We start from the raw sequence: 18113 nt of genomic DNA, 5'->3' as shown, positions 1-18113 counted from the left end.
TCAGTCCACCACCCTGGGCACCAGATACAGACCGTCCTCAGTGAGGGGTGCAGAGGCTTGTAATGCTTCGCGCTGATTTGTCTCGCTGACTACGTCATCGCGCAGAGTCTGGCTCGCATCAAGGGGGTTCGCCATGGGCTCTACGCCGTCGGTTGGCGCGGCCTGGAGCTGCTCAAAAAGGTCGAGGATCGCGTTAAAACTGCTGGTCAGCTTGGGAAGCTCATCGTCTTCCACGCGGAGACGCGCCAGTTGCGCGATTTCTTGAATAGTGTCGCCGGATACGGACATGGGCTTATCTGATGTTTGTGTCTGGAGTTGATACCTGAAGAGCGCCGCACCATACAACATTTGTTTCTTGCCCAACACCCCCGCGATTGTTAACCTTGCGCCGCATAGGAACGCTGGGTTGAGACGGAAAAAATAGATAAAACGACGGGCATTGATACCGCACGCCAGTTGCCTTGTGATACTTGTCATCACACTGCGGCGGAAGGCGTATGTAAAAGTTCTCAAGATGCCCTCGCTTATGGCACGACAAAGCTTGTGCGACGTACTCTCCAGTCATTACTTTCACCTTTACTTTTACCTTCATTCAGGTAACAGAATTTCATGCTGAAAAAATTGCGTGGCATGTTCTCAAACGATCTCTCCATCGATCTTGGAACAGCCAACACCCTGATTTATGTCCGAGGTCAGGGCATCGTGCTCGATGAGCCTTCGGTGGTAGCGATCCGTATTCACAACGGACAAAAAACCATTGAGGCCGTGGGTACCGAAGCCAAACGTATGTTGGGACGTACCCCGGGAAATATCACGGCTATTCGGCCATTGAAAGACGGCGTCATCGCTGATTTTCAGGTCACGGAAAAAATGCTCCAGCACTTTATCGCCAAAGTGCACGAAACCCGCTTTATCCGCCCCAGTCCTAGAGTACTCGTCTGTGTGCCTTGCAAATCGACGCAGGTAGAGCGCCGCGCGATCCGCGAGTCGGCGCTGTCAGCCGGTGCCCGGGAAGTGCGACTCATCGAAGAACCTATGGCGGCGGCGATCGGGGCTGGCCTCGAAGTCGATGAAGCCTCAGGTTGCATGGTGGTCGATGTGGGCGGTGGGACCACTGAAATTGCGATTATTTCCCTAAACGGCGTGGTTTATTCTGATTCAATTCGCTTGGGTGGTGATCGCTTTGATGAAGCGATCGTGGCCTATGTACGTAGGCGTTATGGCACTTTGATTGGTGATTCCACAGCAGAAAAGATCAAGCAGGAGGTGGGCTGCGCCTTTGCCGGCAGCGAGCTGCGCGAGATAGATGTGCGTGGCAGGAACCTGGCCGAAGGTGTTCCCCGCAGCTTTACGCTCAACAGCGACGAGATTCTCGAGTCTCTGCAGGATCCCCTTTCATCTATCGTGCAGTCTGTGAAGTCCGCACTAGAGCAATCTCCTCCTGAGCTGGCGGCAGATATTGCCGAGAGCGGCATTGTCCTGACCGGCGGTGGTGCTCTGCTGCGGGATCTGGATCGACTTATTGCGTCGGAGACCGGGCTACCGGTTGTCGTTGCCGAAGATCCGCTGACCTGTGTGGCGCGCGGTGGTGGTATGGCCATGGAACGCATGGACCGGCATACGATAGAATTACTCTCTACCGAATAATCGCGGGCGGCTTAAGCATGGCCCGCTTTGGGTGCTGCCGATCAAGCCGCTGTTCATACAGGAATCCAATCTAGGCCTTAGGCTCGTTCTAGGACTGCTCCTAGTGAGCGCTTTGCTCGTGGCGGATCTTCGCTACAGCGGGCTCGCCACGGTGCGCTCTGCTATAGACACGCTTCTCACGCCGATTTATCTCATTGCCGATATTCCCTCTGCGGTGAGTGATTGGCAGGACAATACGATTCGCTCCCGGCAGCGCCTGCTTGAGGACAACGATCGCTTGCGAAGAGAGAATCTGGTGCTGCAGGGGCGCTCTCAGCAGCTGGCTTCCATGCAGGCAGACAATACCCGTCTTCGGGCCCTGCTTAATTCCACGGCCTTACTGCGTGACGATGTACTGGTGAGCGAGATTATTGGTGTTTCACCAGATCCCGTCCGTCATCAACTTGTCCTTGATAAAGGCGCCGAAGCCAAGGTTTATGAGGGGCAGCCTCTCATCGATGCTCAGGGTCTCATGGGACAAGTAGTAGAAGTGGGCGTGACCACTTCTCGCGTACTTCTGGTGACCGATCCACGTCATTCTGTGCCGGTGCAGGTGAATCGCAATGGTGTACGCGCAGTGGCAGAAGGTATTGGGTCTCTGGATCGACTTGCGGTAAACCACGTAACGGCGACCACCGACATTAAGCCAGGTGATCTTCTGGTTACCTCCGGTTTAGGCGGGCGTTTTCCCATTGGTTATCCCGTCGCAATCGTATCCGCCGTGGAGCGAAACCCGGGGGAGGCGTTTGCCCGCATCGTGGCGACGCCCACCGCAGCGCTGGATCGAGCGCGTCATGCCCTGCTGGTGTTCAGTCGTCTGCCGGATATAGAGCCAGAGAGCGCTGCCGGGGATACGCCGGGTGAGTGAAGGCGTCAACGGCTACTGGGTCATTGTTGTCTCATTGTTGCTTGCAGCGATCTTCGCTGTTGTTCCTCTCACCCGCGCTGTCGTATGGTGGCGCCCCGAGTGGATTTTGCTGGTCTTACTGTACTGGACCATCGCCCTTCCTCATCGCGTGGGCCTGATTACGGCGTTGGCCGTCGGCCTACTGGTAGATGTCATGGAAGGCGCCGTCATCGGGCAAAACATGCTTTCCCTTGCGGTGGTCGTAACGCTTGCGCGCTTGATGTATCAACGTTTACGGGTGTTCTCTCTGGTGCAGCAGGCCTCGGTGGTATTTTTACTCGCGGGATTACATCAGTTAATCACGCAATGGTTGCAATGGTTGCAAGGTTTGCAGGGTGCGGGAGCGCCGGGTTTTGCGTTTCTTTACCCAGCCCTGAGTTCAGCGCTGCTCTGGCCGCTGATGATGCCCGTGCTTCGTGAGCTCCGACGAAGCTATAAGGTTCATTGATGGACTCGTCTTCGCGATCCGTGGTTTTGGGTTCGGCAAGCCCGCGTCGGGCCGATCTGCTTGCGCAACTAGGCGTGAGCTTCATCGTTAGATCAGCTGACATTGATGAAACGCCCTCTCCGGGGGAAGCGCCGCGGGGCTATGTTCAGCGTATGGCGCAGCAAAAAGCCGCGGCCCTGGCTGGCGATGCGAAAAGTATATTGCTGACTGCAGATACGACCGTGGTGCTCGATGACCGTAGTCTGGGTAAGCCCAGGGATGCGACTGACGCCAGATTGATGCTCGAAGCACTGAGCGGCAGGACCCACGACGTTTTTACAGCGGTCTGCGCCTGTCTGGGGTCGCGTAGCGAAACAGTATTGATACAAACGGCTGTGGAGTTTACGAGCTTAACAGCGAGATTGATTGACCAGTACCTGGCTACGGATGAGCCCTGGGATAAAGCGGGTGCCTATGCGATCCAGGGTTTGGCGGGAAGTTTCGTGCGGCGTATCGATGGCAGTGTCAGTAATGTGATTGGTCTACCCCTAGTAGAAACTCGCGAGTTGCTTCTGAGATTCGGACTTGAACCGGTGTTGCGGAGTCGCGCCCCGTGAACGAAGAAATTCTCGTGAACGTCACGCCCATGGAGGCGCGCGTCGCGGTGGTGGAGAACGGCGTTGCTCAGGATATATACATAGAGCGGCAGTCCAGCCGCGGCATCGTGGGTAACATCTACGCCGGTCGGGTAGTTCGTGTAATGCCGGGGATGCAGGCTGCCTTCGTGGACTTTGGCTTTGAGCGTAGCGGATTTATACATCTTAGCGATGTGCTGGGCGCCGGGGCTGCGACCGAAGAGCGCATCGCGGATCACCTGCAGGAAGGACAGCTTGTAACTGTACAAGTGGTGAAAGACCCCATCAGCAAGAAAGGCGCCCGTCTTACCAGCCAGCTTTCGGTGTCTACGCGCTATCTGGTTTACATGCCTCAAAGCGATCATGTAGGAGTGTCGCAGCGCATCGACGATAGCGATGAGCGCGCGCGTCTGCAGGAGATACTCGCAGCGGCCCTGGATTGTGAGTCTATGGAGGGTGGTGGCGGTTTTATCCTGCGCACTGCAGCGGAAGGGGTGGGCGATAGCGAAATTCGTGCAGACCTTAGATTTCTGAAACGTTTATGGACGGTGGTGTCTCGCCGTGCGGCAGAAGCGCAGGGGCCGGAACTTCTTTACGAGGATTTACCGCTGCAGCTGCGGGCGGTGCGTGATTTGGCGCGTCCGGACGTGCAGCGCATTCTGGTGGACAGCCATGAGAACTATACGGTGCTCAATGAGTTCTGCCTGAAGTACATGCCCGAGGTCGCCGATCTGGTAGAACTCTATGAGGGCGAACGCCCCATTTTTGATCTGCACAGCGTAGAAGAGGATTTGCAGCGTGCCCTGGCGCGCCGTGTGCCTCTTAAAAGCGGCGGGCACCTTGTGATCGATCAGACCGAGGCGATGACAACGATTGATGTGAACACCGGATCGTTTGTGGGGCGGCGTAATCAGGAAGAAACCCTCTTCAAGACAAATCTCGAAGCGGCGACGGTTCTCGCAAGACAGCTGAGGTTGCGCAATCTTGGCGGTATCGTGATCGTTGATTTTATTGACATGCAGGACGCAGAGCATCGTCGGCAAGTACATCGGGCTTTGGAAAAAGCCATGGCGAGAGATCTGGCCAGGAACAAGATCACGGGGGTTTCCGAGTTAGGCCTCATCGAGATGACGCGTAAAAGGACTCGCGAGAGCCTGGAACGCACGCTATGCGAAGACTGTCCAAGTTGTGAGGGCAGGGGCGTTCTCAAGTCCGCCGAGACCGTATGCTATGAAATACTGCGGGAAATTATGCGTGACGCGAGAGCCTACGAAACGGGAGGTCTCATAGTGCTGGCTGCTTACACCGTGGTAGAGCGACTGCAGGAAGAAGAGTCCGCGCATGTGGGAGATCTTGAGTCGTTTATTGGACGCAGTATCAGCTTTCGCGCAGAGCCTGATTACACACAGGAGCAATTCGATATTGTATTGCTCTAGCCCCCACATTTTCTGGGTGCGACAGCTATGAGCGATCGCCAAACGACCCAGAGCCCGCACCATGCAGAGGAGAGCCTATCGCTACGAGGCTTCCATGCTCTGGCGCCCTGGGCATGGCGGTTGTTGGTGGTCATTGTCGTGTTGTTGGCGATGTATGTGGCGGCGGGTCGTTTCCTGATGCAACAGATGCCGGTGCTTCGCGATCCCGTGCTTGAGCAGATCAACCGCCAACTCCCCTTTACTGTTTCCGTTGCCAGTTTAAGTGGTAGCTGGGAAGCGTTTAGCCCCGAACTGGCTTTTACGGAGCTGCGAATCACGCAAAGCGATGCGCAGTCGCCGCCTATCGCAATTGGGCGAGGGTCTTTTCGTATTGATGTGCCCGGGAGTCTGCGAGCGGGGAGTCTGCAGTTATCCCGGATGGAGGTGGCGGGTCTCGCGCTGGATGCGCGTTTGAGCGAAGACGGCGTCATCGAAATAGTGGGTTTTTCCGCTGGGGGCGGTGGTGCGCTCAAAGAGTGGCTTGAGGGCTTTCTACCCAATGTTGAACGGGTAGCGCTTTCAGAGAATGCCCTGCGTCTCGATACACCCAATGGGAGTATCGGTTTGGCGGTTGATCTCCTGTTGGAGCGTGATGGCAACGACCGGCGTCTCCATGGCACGGTCGAGGGTGACAGTATCGTATTGGCGGTTAATGCCGAGGGCGTTGGTAATCCCTTGCGGCCACTTTCCTGGACTGGCGATATTTTTGTGGATGCCAAGAGCAGCGATCTTGCTGCATTGAGCAATCTTTGGAGCAGTCTGGATCTGCCGTTTCGCCTGGCGGGGTCGGCCAGCGCACAGTTTTGGTTAACGCGCGCCGGCGGTGACTCCACTGCGACGATGCGATGGGACGGCACTGCTTTACGCCTGGACGAGCTCGATAACGCCTGGTCGCTGCCCCTTGATGCGCTTTCTTTCGAAGCAGCCCTGGAGCAGCGTGCCAGACACTGGAGCCTGCTCACCGAGGATTTTCGTATTGAGCGTGAGGGACAGGCGCTGAACCTGAATCGCGCTCAGTTTGATTGGTGGGGACAAGCCTTGCGCATTCGCGCGAGTGATTTGGGGCTGGCTGCGCTTCCGACACTTTTATCGGCCGCGCCGGGGCTTCCTCAGGGTTTTCGCGACGTGCTGCCTACTTTGGCACCGACGGGAAGATTGAGCGTGTTGGAGCTGCGTTTGGACGACATCTCTGACCCGGCAAACAGCTGGCAGCTCCGCAGCGCGGTGGAGGATTTGAGTGTTAAGAGCTGGCGCAATACGCCGGCCTTGACCGGTGTCACGGGTTATCTCGAACTGTCCCCGGGCTTCGGTCAGCTGAAGCTGGATGCCCAGGACTTTAGTATGCATTTCCCGTCGGTGTATCAGGAGCCGCTGGAGTATGCGGATGCCCTGGGCGATATTTATCTTGATTGGGGCAGCGATTGGCTTCGTATAGACAGCGGCCTGATGCGGCTGGTTGGTGATGAAGGCAGCGCGAGCGGCTTGTTCGCCGTAGACATTCCCTTTAGTGAGCGGGTAACCGGTGTTGAGCTGGAGCTCCTCATTGGGCTTAAGGACTCTCAGGTACAGGAACGGGGCAAATATCTACCGTTTACCTTACCCGGACCGCTTTTGGGCTGGCTGGATCGAAGTATCGTTGCCGGCAAGGTTGAGCGAGCCGGTTTTATCTGGCGTGGCAGCACCCGTCAACGCAACTTACCGCACAAGACGGTGCAGCTGTTTTTGGATACCAGTGACGCGACGCTCACCTACGACCCTGCCTGGCCGACACTCACCGACGTTACCGCAACGATATGGGTGGATGATGGTCGAACCTGGGGCCGCGCGCCTACCGCACGCAGTTCTGGCGCAGAGCTCACCGAGCTGATGATCAGGGTGCTGCCCGAGGCACCAGGTGCTCTGCTGGATGTCGCTGGTCACCTTAGGGGCCCCGCCAGTGCCGCGGCCTTGTTGCTGCGCGACTCGCCGCTGCGCGACATCACCAATGAGGTGTTCGCAGATTGGGAGTTCAGCGGTTCTATAGAGGGAGACTTGGCGCTGACTTTACCCATCGGGAAGGAATCGAAAGTCCCCGATGTGGACGTTTCTCTACTACTGGACAACGCGTCCGCGACGATAGATCAGCTGCGGCTCACAGTGGATCAAGTTGGGGGCCAGTTCCGCTACCGAACGCAGCAAGGCTTCATGGGTAGCGAACTTCAGGGAGAAGCGCTAGGCGGCACCATGATCCTCACAGCGCGCGCAGACAGCGAAAGTGGTATGGACTTATCTCTCGCCGGCGAGCTTGATGCCGGGGCTATTGCACCCTGGTTGTCACAGCCCTTGCTGGGTTTTGCAACGGGAAAGACAGATTTTTCGGGCGAGCTGTTACTGAGCGAGAAGGGCAACCCACGCTTTAATCTCAGCTCTGAATTATTGGGGGTGACCTTCGATGCACCACGCCCCTTTGGCAAGAGCCCGGATCAGCCACTCCCCTTGACCCTTGCTATACCTCTCAAGCCGGACCCCACCATGACTTTGGATGTGGGCGAGCGTCTGAACATGCAGTTAGCCCTTGCGGATAGCACTTTTGCTACGCTCGCTGCGAGTGTCGGGGGCAGTGAAGCGGATTTGCGGGCTTGTGAACAGCGACTCTGCCTGACCGGGACGGTGTCGTCTCTGGACGTTACAGAGTGGAGCGATTTTTATCGACGTTACAGTGACGCCAAAAGCGAGTCGCAGAACGCAGGCAGCGGGGCGCCTGACGCCGATGTTGTGACAGTGGAGGCTCCCTTACCCGAAGGAGCATTCGCGGATTCCGAAGAACTACTGACCTACCAGATTGATTCTTTGGATATCGGTGAGCTCAGTCTTGCCTCGCGCGGTTTTGGGCGAGCGCGGGTTGATCTCTGGGGCGCGGAAAACTTATGGCAGGGAGCCATTGAGTCTAACTCGATTCAGGGCAGCCTCACGCGGCAAGAAGGGGAGTTGTTTTTGCTCCTGGAACGCCTTGACCTATCGCGCTTTGGCGAAGGAGAGCCGGTGACTCTGGAACAGCTGCGGACGACTACACCAAGCATGCGGGTCGACGTTCTGGAGTTGCGAAACGGAGAAAGAGTACTGGGCGGCGTGGGTTTCAATCTGGATACCAGTCAAGCTGATGGGGCGCTATACGCCACGGGTATAGAGGGTGAGCTCTGGGGTTTGCAGCTCGATGTCCCGGAGCCGGGCATGCTCCGGTGGTACGAGGAGGGCGACAGCGAGGTGACAGCGCTGGAGATCGATGCGGCTTATAGCGATCTGGGGGCAGTGATGGCCGCGGCGGGGTTTGCCCCTACGCTTGAGAGCGAAGCGGGAGAAATGTCTTTGCGGCTGCGTTGGCCGGGTCCACCCACAGCATATGACGTTGTGAATGCCGAAGGTTCGGCTCGGTTGTCGGTCCGCAATGGCCGTCTTCTCGAGTCCGGTCCGGGTGCCCTATCAATGATTAGCTTTCTCAACTTCGCCGAAATACTCAGAGGGCTCAGCCTTAGTCACATGTTTGAGACGGGGATCCCCTTTGTGACGGCGAGCACGGAACTGTATTTACAAGGAGGGCTGTTGGAGGTGGCGGATCTGCAAATTGATGGCGCGGCCAGCGCCTTCGCTTTTACCGGTATAAGCGATTTGAATCTTGGAAGTATTAGTGGAGAACTGCTCGTTACTCTGCCGGTTGCCAATAATTTGCCGTGGGTTGCGGCCCTTGCAGCAGGCCCCGCAGTGGCCGCGGGCGTGTTTGTTGTCAGTAAAGTGTTTGAAAAGCAGGTGAACCGTATGTCCTCGGCGGTCTACCAGGTGTCCGGTCCTATGGAAACACCCGAGGTCAAGTTCAGCCGTCTCTTTGACGACAAGCTTACGCCGACGAGTGAAGATCCCGAAGATAGCGAAACAGACGCCGGCTAGCTGCCGGAGGCTTGTCCGCAGAGGCTTCTCTTTGGGCGTCGCGAATCAACTGCCGCAGCTGCTGTCGGTCCGCATCCGGGAACTTGCTGATGAGGACTCCCAGGGCAGCATCACCATCGCGAATCAAGCTGTCCCGGAGCGACTCAATGTCCTGAAAAGCGCGAGTCTCGTCCTTGCGAGATTGGTACAGCGCATCCAGCGCCTTTTGCAGCGGCTCGGGATCTATACGACGCATAAGTTTGCCGATGTACTGCCGGTGTCGACGCAGGGCGCTGTGGTGCTTGATGCGAGTACTTTCTGCAATGGCCGCGAGGAGATCCTCATCGTCAATGGGGATCTTCGCTAGTTCCTTTGGACTGAGCGCGCAGAGTGCTTCGCCGAGCGCCTGCCTGGCAGTCATTTCCCGCTTGCGCGCGGACTTGCTGGGACCTTCTTCAAACTCCAGTTCGGGGTCCAGGTCGAGATCCTCAGTGGGCTTCTTTTTTCCGCGCTGAGGTTTAGGCATAGAACACCGTGGCCAGGCCAAGGAAGGACATGAAGCCCACCACATCCGTCACGGTGGTGAGTACAACCCCTCCCGCGAGTGCTGGGTCGATTTTCATGCGTTGCAGCGTTAGAGGTAACACAGCTCCCGTAACGCCGGCAGTCACAAGGTTAATGATGATGGCCAGGGCAATGGCCAAGCCTAAGGTTGTGTCGTTAAACCAGAGTGACGCAGCCACAGCAACGACGAGCGCCCATAAAACCCCATTGAGCGCCGATGAGGCGAGTTCACGGCTGATGAGCCAACGTGCGTTGCTGCGATTGATTTGCCCTACGGCCAGGGCACGCACAAGCACTGTCAGCGTTTGCGTGCCGGCAATGCCGCCCATGGATGCGACAATGGGCATGAGTACGGCGAGGGCGACCACCTGTTCAATAGTGCCCTGAAAGAGATTGATCACTGAAGCGGCGATAAAGGCGGTCAACAGGTTGATGCCCAGCCACACAGCGCGGCGACGGGCCGTTTTCACAGCGGGCGCAAAGGTGTCGTCGTCCTCGTCCAGTCCGGCCATGGACATCAGCGAGTGATCACCATCCTCGCGGATAACATCTACAACATCGTCAATGGTGATTCGACCCACCACATAGCCTTCGCCATCGACAACCGGTGCGGATACCCAGTCATTGCGCTCAAACAGTCGCGCGACCTCATTGTCCGGCATGTCAGTGTGAATGGGCTTGCGCCTTGTGAGCATCAGTTCGCGCACGGAGCAGCTCGGGTCTGAAACAAGAAGCGTTCGGATAGGGAGCAGACCCACGAAGCGATCGTCGCGACTAACGACAATCAAGGTATCAGTCATCTCGGGTATTTCTTCGTGTCGCCGAAGGAAACGCAGTACCACGTCCAGGGTGACATCCGCTCGGATCGTGATGGTGTCCGTGTTCATGAGGCCACCCGCGGTGTCCTCATCGTGGACCATTACCTGTTCAAGACGCGATCTGTCCTGCTCGTCCATCTCGTCCAGAACTTGCTGGGTGAAAGCTTCAGGTAGCTGCTGAAGAATATCTGCGACGTCATCGTCGTCCAGCTCTTCGGTAATCTGCGCAACCTGGTCTGGACCCATGGTCTGAAGAAAATCGAGCATGAGCTCTTCGCCAAGCTCGTTAAGTACCTCGGCCTCCTGCGACCCCTCCAGAAGCTGCCAGAGCACATGTCGAAAACGGGGTGGGGATGACTCGAGAATATGCGCGACTTCACCGGGCTCCATGACCCGGATAAGGCGGCGTACATCGACCAGAGTGCCGCTCTCAAGAGCTCGGGAAACGCTATCCCTTGAGCGTTCTTGGTCTTCTTGAAGCGTATTCATTCGCCTTCGCCAAAGTAGTCATTGACGAGCTCGTGAATGGCTTCGCTGGCCTCCTTTTCATCGTTCCCCTCGGCCCTGAGCATCAAGGTGCTCCCCTGACCTGCAGCGAGCATCATCACCGACATAATGCTTTTGCCATCAACCCACTGATCGTCTTTGCCGACTTCAATCTTGCTGCCAAAGCGACTCGCACAGCTTACAAACTTGGATGCGGCACGGGCATGCAAACCAAGTTTGTTGATGATGTTGAGTTCGCTTTCGATCACATCGCCACCTACTGAAGCTCTCGGTGGCGGAGCTGAAGCTGGGTGAGCTGGCCTTGAAAATGCGTGTAGAGGCGATAGGCCATGTACACGGAGCGGTGTTGTCCGCCGGTGCACCCCAGTGCAACGGTAAGGTAGCTTCGACTGCTCTTCTGATAGGCGGGCACCCAGCGCTCGATAAAGCCGGCGATATCATCAAAAAGTTGTTGAGTAATCTCATGGTCTTCGAGGTACTCAATGACTTCCTGATCGACACCGGTTTTCAGTCGCAGCTCCGGAGACCAGTGAGGATTTGGCAGCAGGCGTAGGTCAAAGATAAGGTCAGCATCGCCGGGTACGCCGCGCTTAAAGCCAAAGGACTGAAAGAGAATAGCCATGTCTTCAGCTTCTGAGCCTACGAGTCTCTGGCGGATAGCGTCGCGCAACTCGTAGATGGTCATGGTGCGGGTGTCCAGAGTCACCGTCGCCTGAGCCGCTAAAGGCTCCAAAAGTTCACTTTCGTAACGAATCGCTTCGGCCAGAGGCAGGCTCTCACTGGTTAGTGGGTGGCGCCGGCGAGTCTCGCTGAACCGTTTAATCAGCGTGGCTTCATCAGCGTCCAGGTACAGGATTCGGTGTTGTACCTCCGCGGGAAGTGACTGTAGGGTTGCGCTGAAGTCCTGCAGATCACGAAAAGCATTACGCGCGTCGATGCATACGGCTATGCCACGGAAGTGTTCGGGCAGGCCCGGGCCCGTATCACGGACTAATGCGGGGAGCAGGGATGCGGGAAGATTATCAATAGCGTAGTAGCCCTCATCCTCAAGCTGATGAAGGGCGGTGCTCTTGCCGGAACCGGAGCGGCCACTGATGATAATCAGGTCCACTAAGGTGTGCCCGCGGTCCAGTTGGTGGTGACATCGAACAAGGCTTCGTTGCTCCTGCAGTTTCTCAGGGCTTCACAAAACGCCGGTTGCGAAAAGAGTCGAGCAAGATCCGCCAGCAGGTTCAGATGCTCCTGGGTGGCTTCACTGGGGACTACCAGTGCAAACAGCAAATCCACATCCTCATCATCTGGCGCATCGAAGTCTGCACTGCTGGATAGAGTAAGCAGCACGCCGCAGGGAGACTCGCAGTCCTTGAGACGACAATGGGGTATCGCTATGCCGTTCCCCAGAGCGGTACTGCCAAGCTTTTCCCGCGCGAGCATGCCCGACACCAGCTCGTCCGGATGAAATTCGTCTCTATCGCTGCCAAGAACATCGGCAACTAACTCAAAGAGACGTTTTTTTCCGCCCCCGGGTACCTGGCAAAGACAACGCGCGGGCGTCAGCAAAGCGCTGACGCTGTTGGCGGCGTGGGTTGTTTCCTGACTCATGTTTCCTATCGCTTGCATTACCGACTTCAGTGACTCAATGGGCTCGGTGTTTTTCCTTGTGCTTGATCAACTGACGATCAAGCTTGTCCACCAGGGCGTCGATAGCTGCATACATATCCTCGGAGTCAGCCGCGGCAAAAAGGTCTTTTCCGGCGATATGCACGGTGGCTTCTGCCTTCTGTACCATTTTTTCTACGATGAGGGTCACCTCAGACTTGCTAATTTGACTGTAGTGTCGCTGTAAACGCTCGAACTTTGCCTCTACATACTCCCGCAGGGCGTCGGTGACTTCGACGTGGTGTCCGCTGATTACAATTTGCATGCGCTTCTCCTTGTTTTTAGTGTTAGCTACGTCCTTGTCAATCGGTTCTGGTGTCTAAGAGCTTAGATAGCTGGCTTGTTTAAACCAGCCGCTTGCGCTCGTTAGACGGCGGGATGGTGAGGCTATCCCGATACTTCGCAATTGTTCGTCGGGCCACCTGAATACCCTGATCTTCCAAGAGATCCGCCAGTTTGCTGTCGGACAGGGGTTTGCGGGGATTCTCGGCGGCAACAAGTTTCCTGATCAAGGCGCGAATAGCCGTGGATGAGCAGGCGCCTCCGCTGGTGGTGGCTACATGGCTCGAGAAAAAGTACTTCAGCTCGAATATTCCCCGGGGCGTGTGCATATATTTTCGTGTTGTGACACGAGAAATGGTCGATTCATGCATTTCAACGGCCTCCGCAATGTCATGGAGCACCAGCGGTTTCATCGCCTCCTCTCCGTATTCGAGGAAGTTGCGCTGGCGCCTGACTATCTCTGTAGACACCTTCAACATGGTTTCGTTGCGACTCTGGAGACTTTTTAGGAACCACTTGGCTTCCTGGAGGTTGTCCCGCAGGTAACTGTTATCGGCGCTATTGTCCGCGCGTTTGATCATTCCCGCGTAATGGTCATTGATGCGCAGGCGCGGTGATGTATCGGGATTTAGTTCCACCACCCAGCGTCCCTCTTTGCGGCTTACAAAAACGTCGGGCACGATGTATTCGGTATCGTCGTCGCCAAATTGTTTTCCGGGCAGTGGATCAAGGGACTGAACCAGTTTGAGAGCGCCGCGAAGATCATCCTCGGACAGCTTCATGCGGCGCATGATCTGCGCGTAGTCACCGCTGCTGAGTTGATTGATGTGGCGGTTAATCAGAATTCTTGCCTGATCAAGCCAGGGAGTGTCGCGGTCCAACTGCTTGAGCTGAAGTTGCAGGCACTCCTGCAAATCTCTGGCGAACACGCCTACGGGCTCAAACTGCTGGAGGGCGTGCAATACCGCAGTGATCTCCTCGCTCTCTATTTCCAGCTCGGGTGGAAACAGCTCGAGCATTTCTTCAAGACTGCTGTTTAAGCGCCCGTTGGCGTCGGTGGCATCGATGATAGCCAGGGCGACGATGCGGTCACTATCCGACATGCGCGTCAGGTTCAGCTGCCAGCGCAAATGATCCTGCAGGCTTTCACTGCTGCGATTGCGGCTATCAAAGTCAAAGTCTTCGCCGCCACCCCCGTCTGATGGGGGTGGAGCACTGGACGGTAAAATATCTTCCCATTGGGTATCTACCGGGAGGTCTTCAGGCATTGCTGGTTCAAAGTCGCCGTCGGCCGAGGCCTCGTCAACGTTGGCGCTGCGCTCGGGGTTGTCCAGCGGACCTTCCTGATTGCCTGCATCGTCGTCATTGGGCTGATCTGGCGTGCCGCCCTGGTCTTCTTCGACCTCGAGCATGGGGTTTTCTTGCAGCGCCTGCTCAATTTCCTGCTGCAGATCCAGCGTGCTGAGCTGCAAAAGGCGTATAGCCTGTTGCAGCTGCGGCGTCATCGTCAGCTGTTGCCCAAGCTTGAGGTGTAATCCCTGCTTCATCGCGCGGTTATTCCAAGCTGTTGCGCTGCGCACTCGCGATCTTATGCCGCTAAATTCCTGCGCTGTTTTAACGCGCTATCGCCTTTGTCGGGCGGGCGCGTCTCCCCAAGTCGCGGAGCAATACAATGTCGCCCCACACCCTCAGTGTAGGCGGGTGATTGGGGTCACGCAACGCCTTGGCGCGCTTATTGCATTGTGTTAGTCAGAGGGATGATGGGAAAGGGCGCCGCGAGTAGGGGCGTTGGCAGGAGCGTCCCCAAGAGAATGCCCAAGAGCAAGACGTTGCTTACAGGCGGAAGTTTTCTCCAAGATAGGTCTTGCGAACCTTGGCATTGTCCAATACTTCCTCCGGACTGCCCTGGGCGATGATATGACCTTCGCCTACGATATACGCCGTTTCACAGATATCCAGCGTTTCTCGCACGTTGTGATCTGTGATGAGGACGCCGATGCCTCGGGTTTGCAGGTGTCGAATAATATTCTTGATATCACCCACGGATATGGGGTCAACACCGGCAAAGGGCTCGTCGAGCAAAATGAACTTTGGCTCCATGGCCAGAGCGCGAGCAATTTCCACCCGCCGTCGCTCACCGCCCGAAAGGGCCTGTCCCAGGCTTTCTTTCAGATGCCCAACGTTGAACTCCTCGAGGAGTTCATCCCTGCGTTGATGGCGCTGAGTGCGGCTTAGATCTTTGCGGGTTTCAAGAATGGCCAACAGGTTATCTCCGACGGTCATACGTCGAAAAATCGACGCTTCCTGCGGCAGATAGCCGATTCCTCGTCGGGCACGCTCGTGCATGGGCAGCGCGGTGATACTCTGGCTATCGATGAGTATGTCTCCAGCATCGGAGGCGACGATCCCGACGATCATGTAAAAGCAGGTGGTTTTCCCCGCACCGTTGGGACCAAGAAGGCCTACCACCTGTGCACTTTCTACCTCGAGACTAACGTCTCGTACGACGGATCTGCCACGGTAAGCTTTAGCGAGACTACGTGCGGTCAGGGTCGCCATCGACGCCTCTCTGACTGTCTGTTGCCGGCGGGTTGCCGGGCAGGGTGGGGGCGTTGGCTTTGGTGGATGCCTCTTCCTCAGCGTCATCGTTGGTCTCGGCCTCTATGACTGCCGCCGGAATAATGACTTGCACACGGCCGCCCGCGTCTTCCGCGGCGGCGTCAGCGCGGACCCGCTGTTCTGCCATGAAATAGTCGATGGACTCTCCGCTCACAACGGCCCCATCTTGCTCGATCACCGCAGATTCCCGCAGTTGTACCCACTCCCGAGACTTCTGGTAAACAATGCGACCTGCGCTGGCGGTGACAAAACCTTTATCGATCTCGGGTTGCTGTCGCAGAGTCGCCGGTTCGCCCACAGCAATGATCCGATCAGCGGCCTCCAGATCGTGAAAAATCGTGATTTTGTCAGCCTCTATGTGCAGGCTGCCCTGCTGCATGATGACGTCGCCCGTATAAACGGTGAAACCCGCGCGCTCATCGCGCACGGCCTTGGCCGCAGTAATTTCTATGGACTGTAAGCGATCGTCCGGGAGTGCTGAGGCAAAGTGGGTCGCGAAAAGCGCTGCTACGACGCCGCATAGACCAAGCCCCCTAAGGCATGCGTGACCTAATCTAGTTCTGCGGGACATAGACCGTCCTAACATCCCCGCTAAGCGTTGCAATCTGGCGGCTGAGATTGACATAAATTTGATCGGCGACTGTTTCATTGTCAGCCTGCCAGATACGAACGCTGGACGTGCTGCGGGCCGCCTGCTTGGGGATGTTGATAATCATGCTCTCGGTGAAGAATTGCACATTCTCGGTGTCGTATTGCAGTCTCACTTCTTCACTTAGCAGCAGTACATCCGTCTTCTCTCGAAGGAGTCCAGTGCGCGCGCTCGCAAACCAGACGCCGTCGTCCGTGTAGTTGTGACGCTCGGGTTCGTCGAGCTCAACTATGCCCTCGCCGGAGAACCGTCTCAAGGTGTCTGCACTCATACTGCCGCGCATAACACCGCTTTCGTCGAACTCATTCACCGACACGCTTCTTGCATAACTGTCAGCTATGCGGCCGCTTACTGCGGGGGTAGTGCTCTGCACAATGAGTCTCGGTGTGGAGTCCAGCATGGAATACACGAGTAAAAGTGCAGACAACAGTAGAGGGATCGAAAGACGTTTTCTAACTCCGCGGCGACTCTTTTTCCCGGTGTCGTTTTGGCTCACTTGAATGTGGCTTCCAGCGCATCGAGTTGGCCACGGCTGTGGAGCAGAGTTTCGCAGGCTTCACGAACTGCGCCGTCTCCACCATGCCGGCTGGATCGCCAGTCGGCAGCTGCAAGCAGCGGGGAGCTGGCGTCGGCGACGGTCATACCGATACCCGCAGCTCGTACCGCGGCGAGGTCCGGTAAATCATCACCCATGTAAGCGCACTCTTTCAGTGAGAGTTTCCGGAGTTCGCACAGTTCCTGCAATGCACTCAACTTGTCCTCACGCCCCTGGATAATGGTTTCTATTCCCAGCTCTCTTGCTCGGCGATCAACGATGTTTGACCGCCGGCCGGTGATGATAGCTACTTCGACACCCGCGCCTTGTATAAGTTTGATGCCCAGGCCATCTTTGATGTTGAAGGACTTTAATTCCTCGCCATCGTTGCCATAGGTAATCCGCCCGTCAGTCAGGACGCCATCCACATCCAGGGCCAGCAGTTTGATGTCTCTAGCGGTGTCCGGATTCATGCGATGCCCGCCTCCAGCAGGGCGAGGAGATTGACTACACCAACCGTCTGCTCTTGTTCATCAAGCACCACAAGAGCGCTAATGTGGCGCTCCTCCATAATACGCAAAGCCTCTGCGGCAAGGATGCCCGCATGCGCCACCGCGGGGGATCGCGTCATGAGTTCTCCGATCGCCGTGGCCTTGATATCAACCTGCTCATCGAGAGCGCGGCGAAGGTCGCCATCGGTAAACACGCCCAACAAGGCACCATCGGCTGCTGTGACCGTGGTCATTCCCAGCCCCTTTGCACTGATCTCCAGCAGCGCGTCTGCCAGAGGCGTGTCCTCGGTCACGCGGGGGATAGCGTCGCCCTGGCGCATGACATCATCGATTTTCAACAATAGTTTACGACCCAACGCTCCGCCGGGGTGGGAAAAAGCAAAGTCTTCTGCGGTGAAGCCACGGGCCTCAAGCAATGCGATAGCGAGGGCATCGCCCATCACCAAGGTGCTGGTGGTACTGGATGTCGGTGCAAGGTCCAGAGGGCAGGCTTCAACATCGACGCCGGTGTTGATGTGTGCGTTTGACGCCAGAGCCAATGGAGATTCCGGTGCACCGGTCATGCTGATCAGCGGGATACCCAGACGTTTCAGCAGAGGTACGAGCATCAGTACTTCGGGTGTTGTTCCGCTGTTTGACAGCGCAATGACGCAGTCGTCGGCGGTGATCATCCCCATATCGCCATGGCTGGCCTCTCCGGGGTGCACAAAGAAAGCGGGTGTTCCGGTGCTGGCCAGCGTGGCGGCAATTTTGCCACCCACATGGCCTGACTTGCCCATGCCCGTGACAACGGTTCTCCCCGGCACTTTGAGAATCAGCTCGCAGGCGTTTTTAAAGTCATCTCCGATGCGTTCTTCGAGGGATGCAACGGCCTCCGCTTCCATGCGGATGGTGCGCTGCGCTGAGAGCAGGTAGCGTGCTGCTTCAATCATTGCGGC

19 protein-coding genes are annotated in these 18113 nt (G+C 56.8%); 6 read left to right on the top strand and 13 right to left on the bottom strand.

The window, feature by feature from the left end; genetic code table 11:
* On the bottom strand, window positions 1-288 hold the full coding sequence (gene gatC / locus ACTG39_RS01435; protein ID WP_439105736.1) for an Asp-tRNA(Asn)/Glu-tRNA(Gln) amidotransferase subunit GatC: 288 nt from the start codon (window positions 286-288) through the stop codon (window positions 1-3).
* 321 nt (window positions 289-609) lie between these two features.
* On the opposite strand from gatC, the gene ACTG39_RS01430 reads away from it, so the two are divergent.
* The 6 genes from ACTG39_RS01430 to ACTG39_RS01405 are packed head-to-tail and all read left to right on the top strand — an operon-like array spanning window position 610 to window position 9051.
* Window positions 610-1647 (top strand): rod shape-determining protein, encoded by a 1038-nt coding sequence (locus ACTG39_RS01430; protein ID WP_405273670.1) that lies wholly within the window; start codon window positions 610-612, stop codon window positions 1645-1647.
* A gap of 31 nt (window positions 1648-1678) precedes the next feature.
* On the top strand, window positions 1679-2554 hold the full coding sequence (mreC, locus tag ACTG39_RS01425) for a rod shape-determining protein MreC (RefSeq protein ID WP_439105735.1): 876 nt from the start codon (window positions 1679-1681) through the stop codon (window positions 2552-2554).
* Window positions 2547-3041 carry a rod shape-determining protein MreD gene (gene mreD, locus ACTG39_RS01420; RefSeq protein ID WP_439105734.1) on the top strand — a complete coding sequence of 165 codons (495 nt, stop codon included), beginning with the start codon at window positions 2547-2549 and terminating at the stop codon, window positions 3039-3041. Before mreC ends, mreD begins: the two co-directional genes overlap by 8 nt.
* The gene (locus ACTG39_RS01415) at window positions 3041-3637 is read left to right on the top strand and encodes a Maf family protein (protein ID WP_439105733.1); all 597 of its coding nucleotides are present in this window, start codon (window positions 3041-3043) and stop codon (window positions 3635-3637) included. Before mreD ends, ACTG39_RS01415 begins: the two co-directional genes overlap by 1 nt.
* The gene (rng, locus tag ACTG39_RS01410; RefSeq protein ID WP_439105732.1) at window positions 3634-5091 is read left to right on the top strand and encodes a ribonuclease G; all 1458 of its coding nucleotides are present in this window, start codon (window positions 3634-3636) and stop codon (window positions 5089-5091) included. The genes ACTG39_RS01415 and rng overlap by 4 nt, the downstream gene beginning before the upstream one ends.
* A gap of 27 nt (window positions 5092-5118) precedes the next feature.
* The gene (locus ACTG39_RS01405) at window positions 5119-9051 is read left to right on the top strand and encodes a YhdP family phospholipid transporter (protein ID WP_439105731.1); all 3933 of its coding nucleotides are present in this window, start codon (window positions 5119-5121) and stop codon (window positions 9049-9051) included.
* On the opposite strand, the gene yjgA is transcribed toward ACTG39_RS01405, so the two are convergent.
* The 12 genes from yjgA to ACTG39_RS01345 all read right to left on the bottom strand — a co-directional run bounded on the left by yjgA (window position 9002) and on the right by ACTG39_RS01345 (window position 18107).
* Window positions 9002-9556, bottom strand: coding sequence for a ribosome biogenesis factor YjgA (yjgA, locus tag ACTG39_RS01400; RefSeq protein WP_439105730.1), 555 nt, complete (start codon window positions 9554-9556; stop codon window positions 9002-9004). The genes ACTG39_RS01405 and yjgA overlap by 50 nt on opposite strands.
* On the bottom strand, window positions 9549-10901 hold the full coding sequence (gene mgtE / locus ACTG39_RS01395) for a magnesium transporter (RefSeq protein ID WP_439105729.1): 1353 nt from the start codon (window positions 10899-10901) through the stop codon (window positions 9549-9551). The genes yjgA and mgtE overlap by 8 nt, the downstream gene beginning before the upstream one ends.
* A complete protein-coding gene (locus ACTG39_RS01390) occupies window positions 10898-11167 on the bottom strand; it encodes an HPr family phosphocarrier protein (protein ID WP_439105728.1) in 270 nt (89 codons plus the stop codon). Before ACTG39_RS01390 ends, mgtE begins: the two co-directional genes overlap by 4 nt.
* Window positions 11168-11175: 8 nt before the next feature.
* On the bottom strand, window positions 11176-12030 hold the full coding sequence (rapZ, locus tag ACTG39_RS01385; protein WP_439105727.1) for an RNase adapter RapZ: 855 nt from the start codon (window positions 12028-12030) through the stop codon (window positions 11176-11178).
* Complete coding sequence (locus ACTG39_RS01380) at window positions 12030-12521, bottom strand: PTS sugar transporter subunit IIA (RefSeq protein WP_439105726.1); 492 nt, start codon at window positions 12519-12521, stop codon at window positions 12030-12032. The genes rapZ and ACTG39_RS01380 overlap by 1 nt, the downstream gene beginning before the upstream one ends.
* A 34-nt stretch (window positions 12522-12555) precedes the next feature.
* Window positions 12556-12843 (bottom strand): ribosome hibernation-promoting factor, HPF/YfiA family, encoded by a 288-nt coding sequence (gene hpf / locus ACTG39_RS01375; RefSeq protein WP_439105725.1) that lies wholly within the window; start codon window positions 12841-12843, stop codon window positions 12556-12558.
* A gap of 79 nt (window positions 12844-12922) precedes the next feature.
* Window positions 12923-14407: an RNA polymerase factor sigma-54 gene (locus ACTG39_RS01370; protein WP_439105724.1), complete on the bottom strand. Its 1485-nt coding sequence runs from the start codon at window positions 14405-14407 to the stop codon at window positions 12923-12925.
* 286 nt (window positions 14408-14693) lie between these two features.
* Window positions 14694-15419, bottom strand: a complete 726-nt coding sequence (lptB, locus tag ACTG39_RS01365) for an LPS export ABC transporter ATP-binding protein (RefSeq protein WP_439105723.1) — start codon at window positions 15417-15419, stop codon at window positions 14694-14696.
* On the bottom strand, window positions 15397-16050 hold the full coding sequence (gene lptA / locus ACTG39_RS01360; RefSeq protein ID WP_439105722.1) for a lipopolysaccharide transport periplasmic protein LptA: 654 nt from the start codon (window positions 16048-16050) through the stop codon (window positions 15397-15399). Before lptA ends, lptB begins: the two co-directional genes overlap by 23 nt.
* Window positions 16034-16624 (bottom strand): LPS export ABC transporter periplasmic protein LptC, encoded by a 591-nt coding sequence (gene lptC / locus ACTG39_RS01355; protein WP_439105721.1) that lies wholly within the window; start codon window positions 16622-16624, stop codon window positions 16034-16036. Before lptC ends, lptA begins: the two co-directional genes overlap by 17 nt.
* The gene (locus ACTG39_RS01350; RefSeq protein WP_439105720.1) at window positions 16621-17136 is read right to left on the bottom strand and encodes a KdsC family phosphatase; all 516 of its coding nucleotides are present in this window, start codon (window positions 17134-17136) and stop codon (window positions 16621-16623) included. Before ACTG39_RS01350 ends, lptC begins: the two co-directional genes overlap by 4 nt.
* Window positions 17133-18107, bottom strand: a complete 975-nt coding sequence (locus ACTG39_RS01345) for a KpsF/GutQ family sugar-phosphate isomerase (protein ID WP_439105719.1) — start codon at window positions 18105-18107, stop codon at window positions 17133-17135. The genes ACTG39_RS01350 and ACTG39_RS01345 overlap by 4 nt, the downstream gene beginning before the upstream one ends.
* Window positions 18108-18113 lie beyond the last annotated feature (6 nt).

Source organism: Congregibacter sp., from assembly GCF_965662665.1.
Taxonomy (GTDB): Bacteria; Pseudomonadota; Gammaproteobacteria; order Pseudomonadales; family Halieaceae; genus Congregibacter.
Note: the sequence above shows the minus strand (reverse complement) of the source record. Positions and strands in the feature narration are given on the sequence as shown.

Bases quoted from the DNA above. Each gene is read 5' to 3' on its own strand.
- ACTG39_RS01345 (WP_439105719.1), bottom strand. From the start codon at position 18,107: ATGATTGAAGCAGCACGCTACCTGCTCTCAGCGCAGCGCACCATCCGC.
- ACTG39_RS01380 (WP_439105726.1), bottom strand. From the start codon at position 12,521: ATGAGTCAGGAAACAACCCACGCCGCCAACAGCGTCAGCGCTTTGCTG.
- lptA (WP_439105722.1), bottom strand. From the start codon at position 16,050: ATGTCCCGCAGAACTAGATTAGGTCACGCATGCCTTAGGGGGCTTGGT.
- gatC (WP_439105736.1), bottom strand. From the start codon at position 288: ATGTCCGTATCCGGCGACACTATTCAAGAAATCGCGCAACTGGCGCGT.
- ACTG39_RS01415 (WP_439105733.1), top strand. From the start codon at position 3,041: ATGGACTCGTCTTCGCGATCCGTGGTTTTGGGTTCGGCAAGCCCGCGT.
- yjgA (WP_439105730.1), bottom strand. From the start codon at position 9,556: ATGCCTAAACCTCAGCGCGGAAAAAAGAAGCCCACTGAGGATCTCGAC.
- lptB (WP_439105723.1), bottom strand. From the start codon at position 15,419: ATGGCGACCCTGACCGCACGTAGTCTCGCTAAAGCTTACCGTGGCAGA.
- ACTG39_RS01370 (WP_439105724.1), bottom strand. From the start codon at position 14,407: ATGAAGCAGGGATTACACCTCAAGCTTGGGCAACAGCTGACGATGACG.
- mgtE (WP_439105729.1), bottom strand. From the start codon at position 10,901: ATGAATACGCTTCAAGAAGACCAAGAACGCTCAAGGGATAGCGTTTCC.
- ACTG39_RS01430 (WP_405273670.1), top strand. From the start codon at position 610: ATGCTGAAAAAATTGCGTGGCATGTTCTCAAACGATCTCTCCATCGAT.
- hpf (WP_439105725.1), bottom strand. From the start codon at position 12,843: ATGCAAATTGTAATCAGCGGACACCACGTCGAAGTCACCGACGCCCTG.
- ACTG39_RS01350 (WP_439105720.1), bottom strand. From the start codon at position 17,136: ATGAATCCGGACACCGCTAGAGACATCAAACTGCTGGCCCTGGATGTG.
- ACTG39_RS01405 (WP_439105731.1), top strand. From the start codon at position 5,119: ATGAGCGATCGCCAAACGACCCAGAGCCCGCACCATGCAGAGGAGAGC.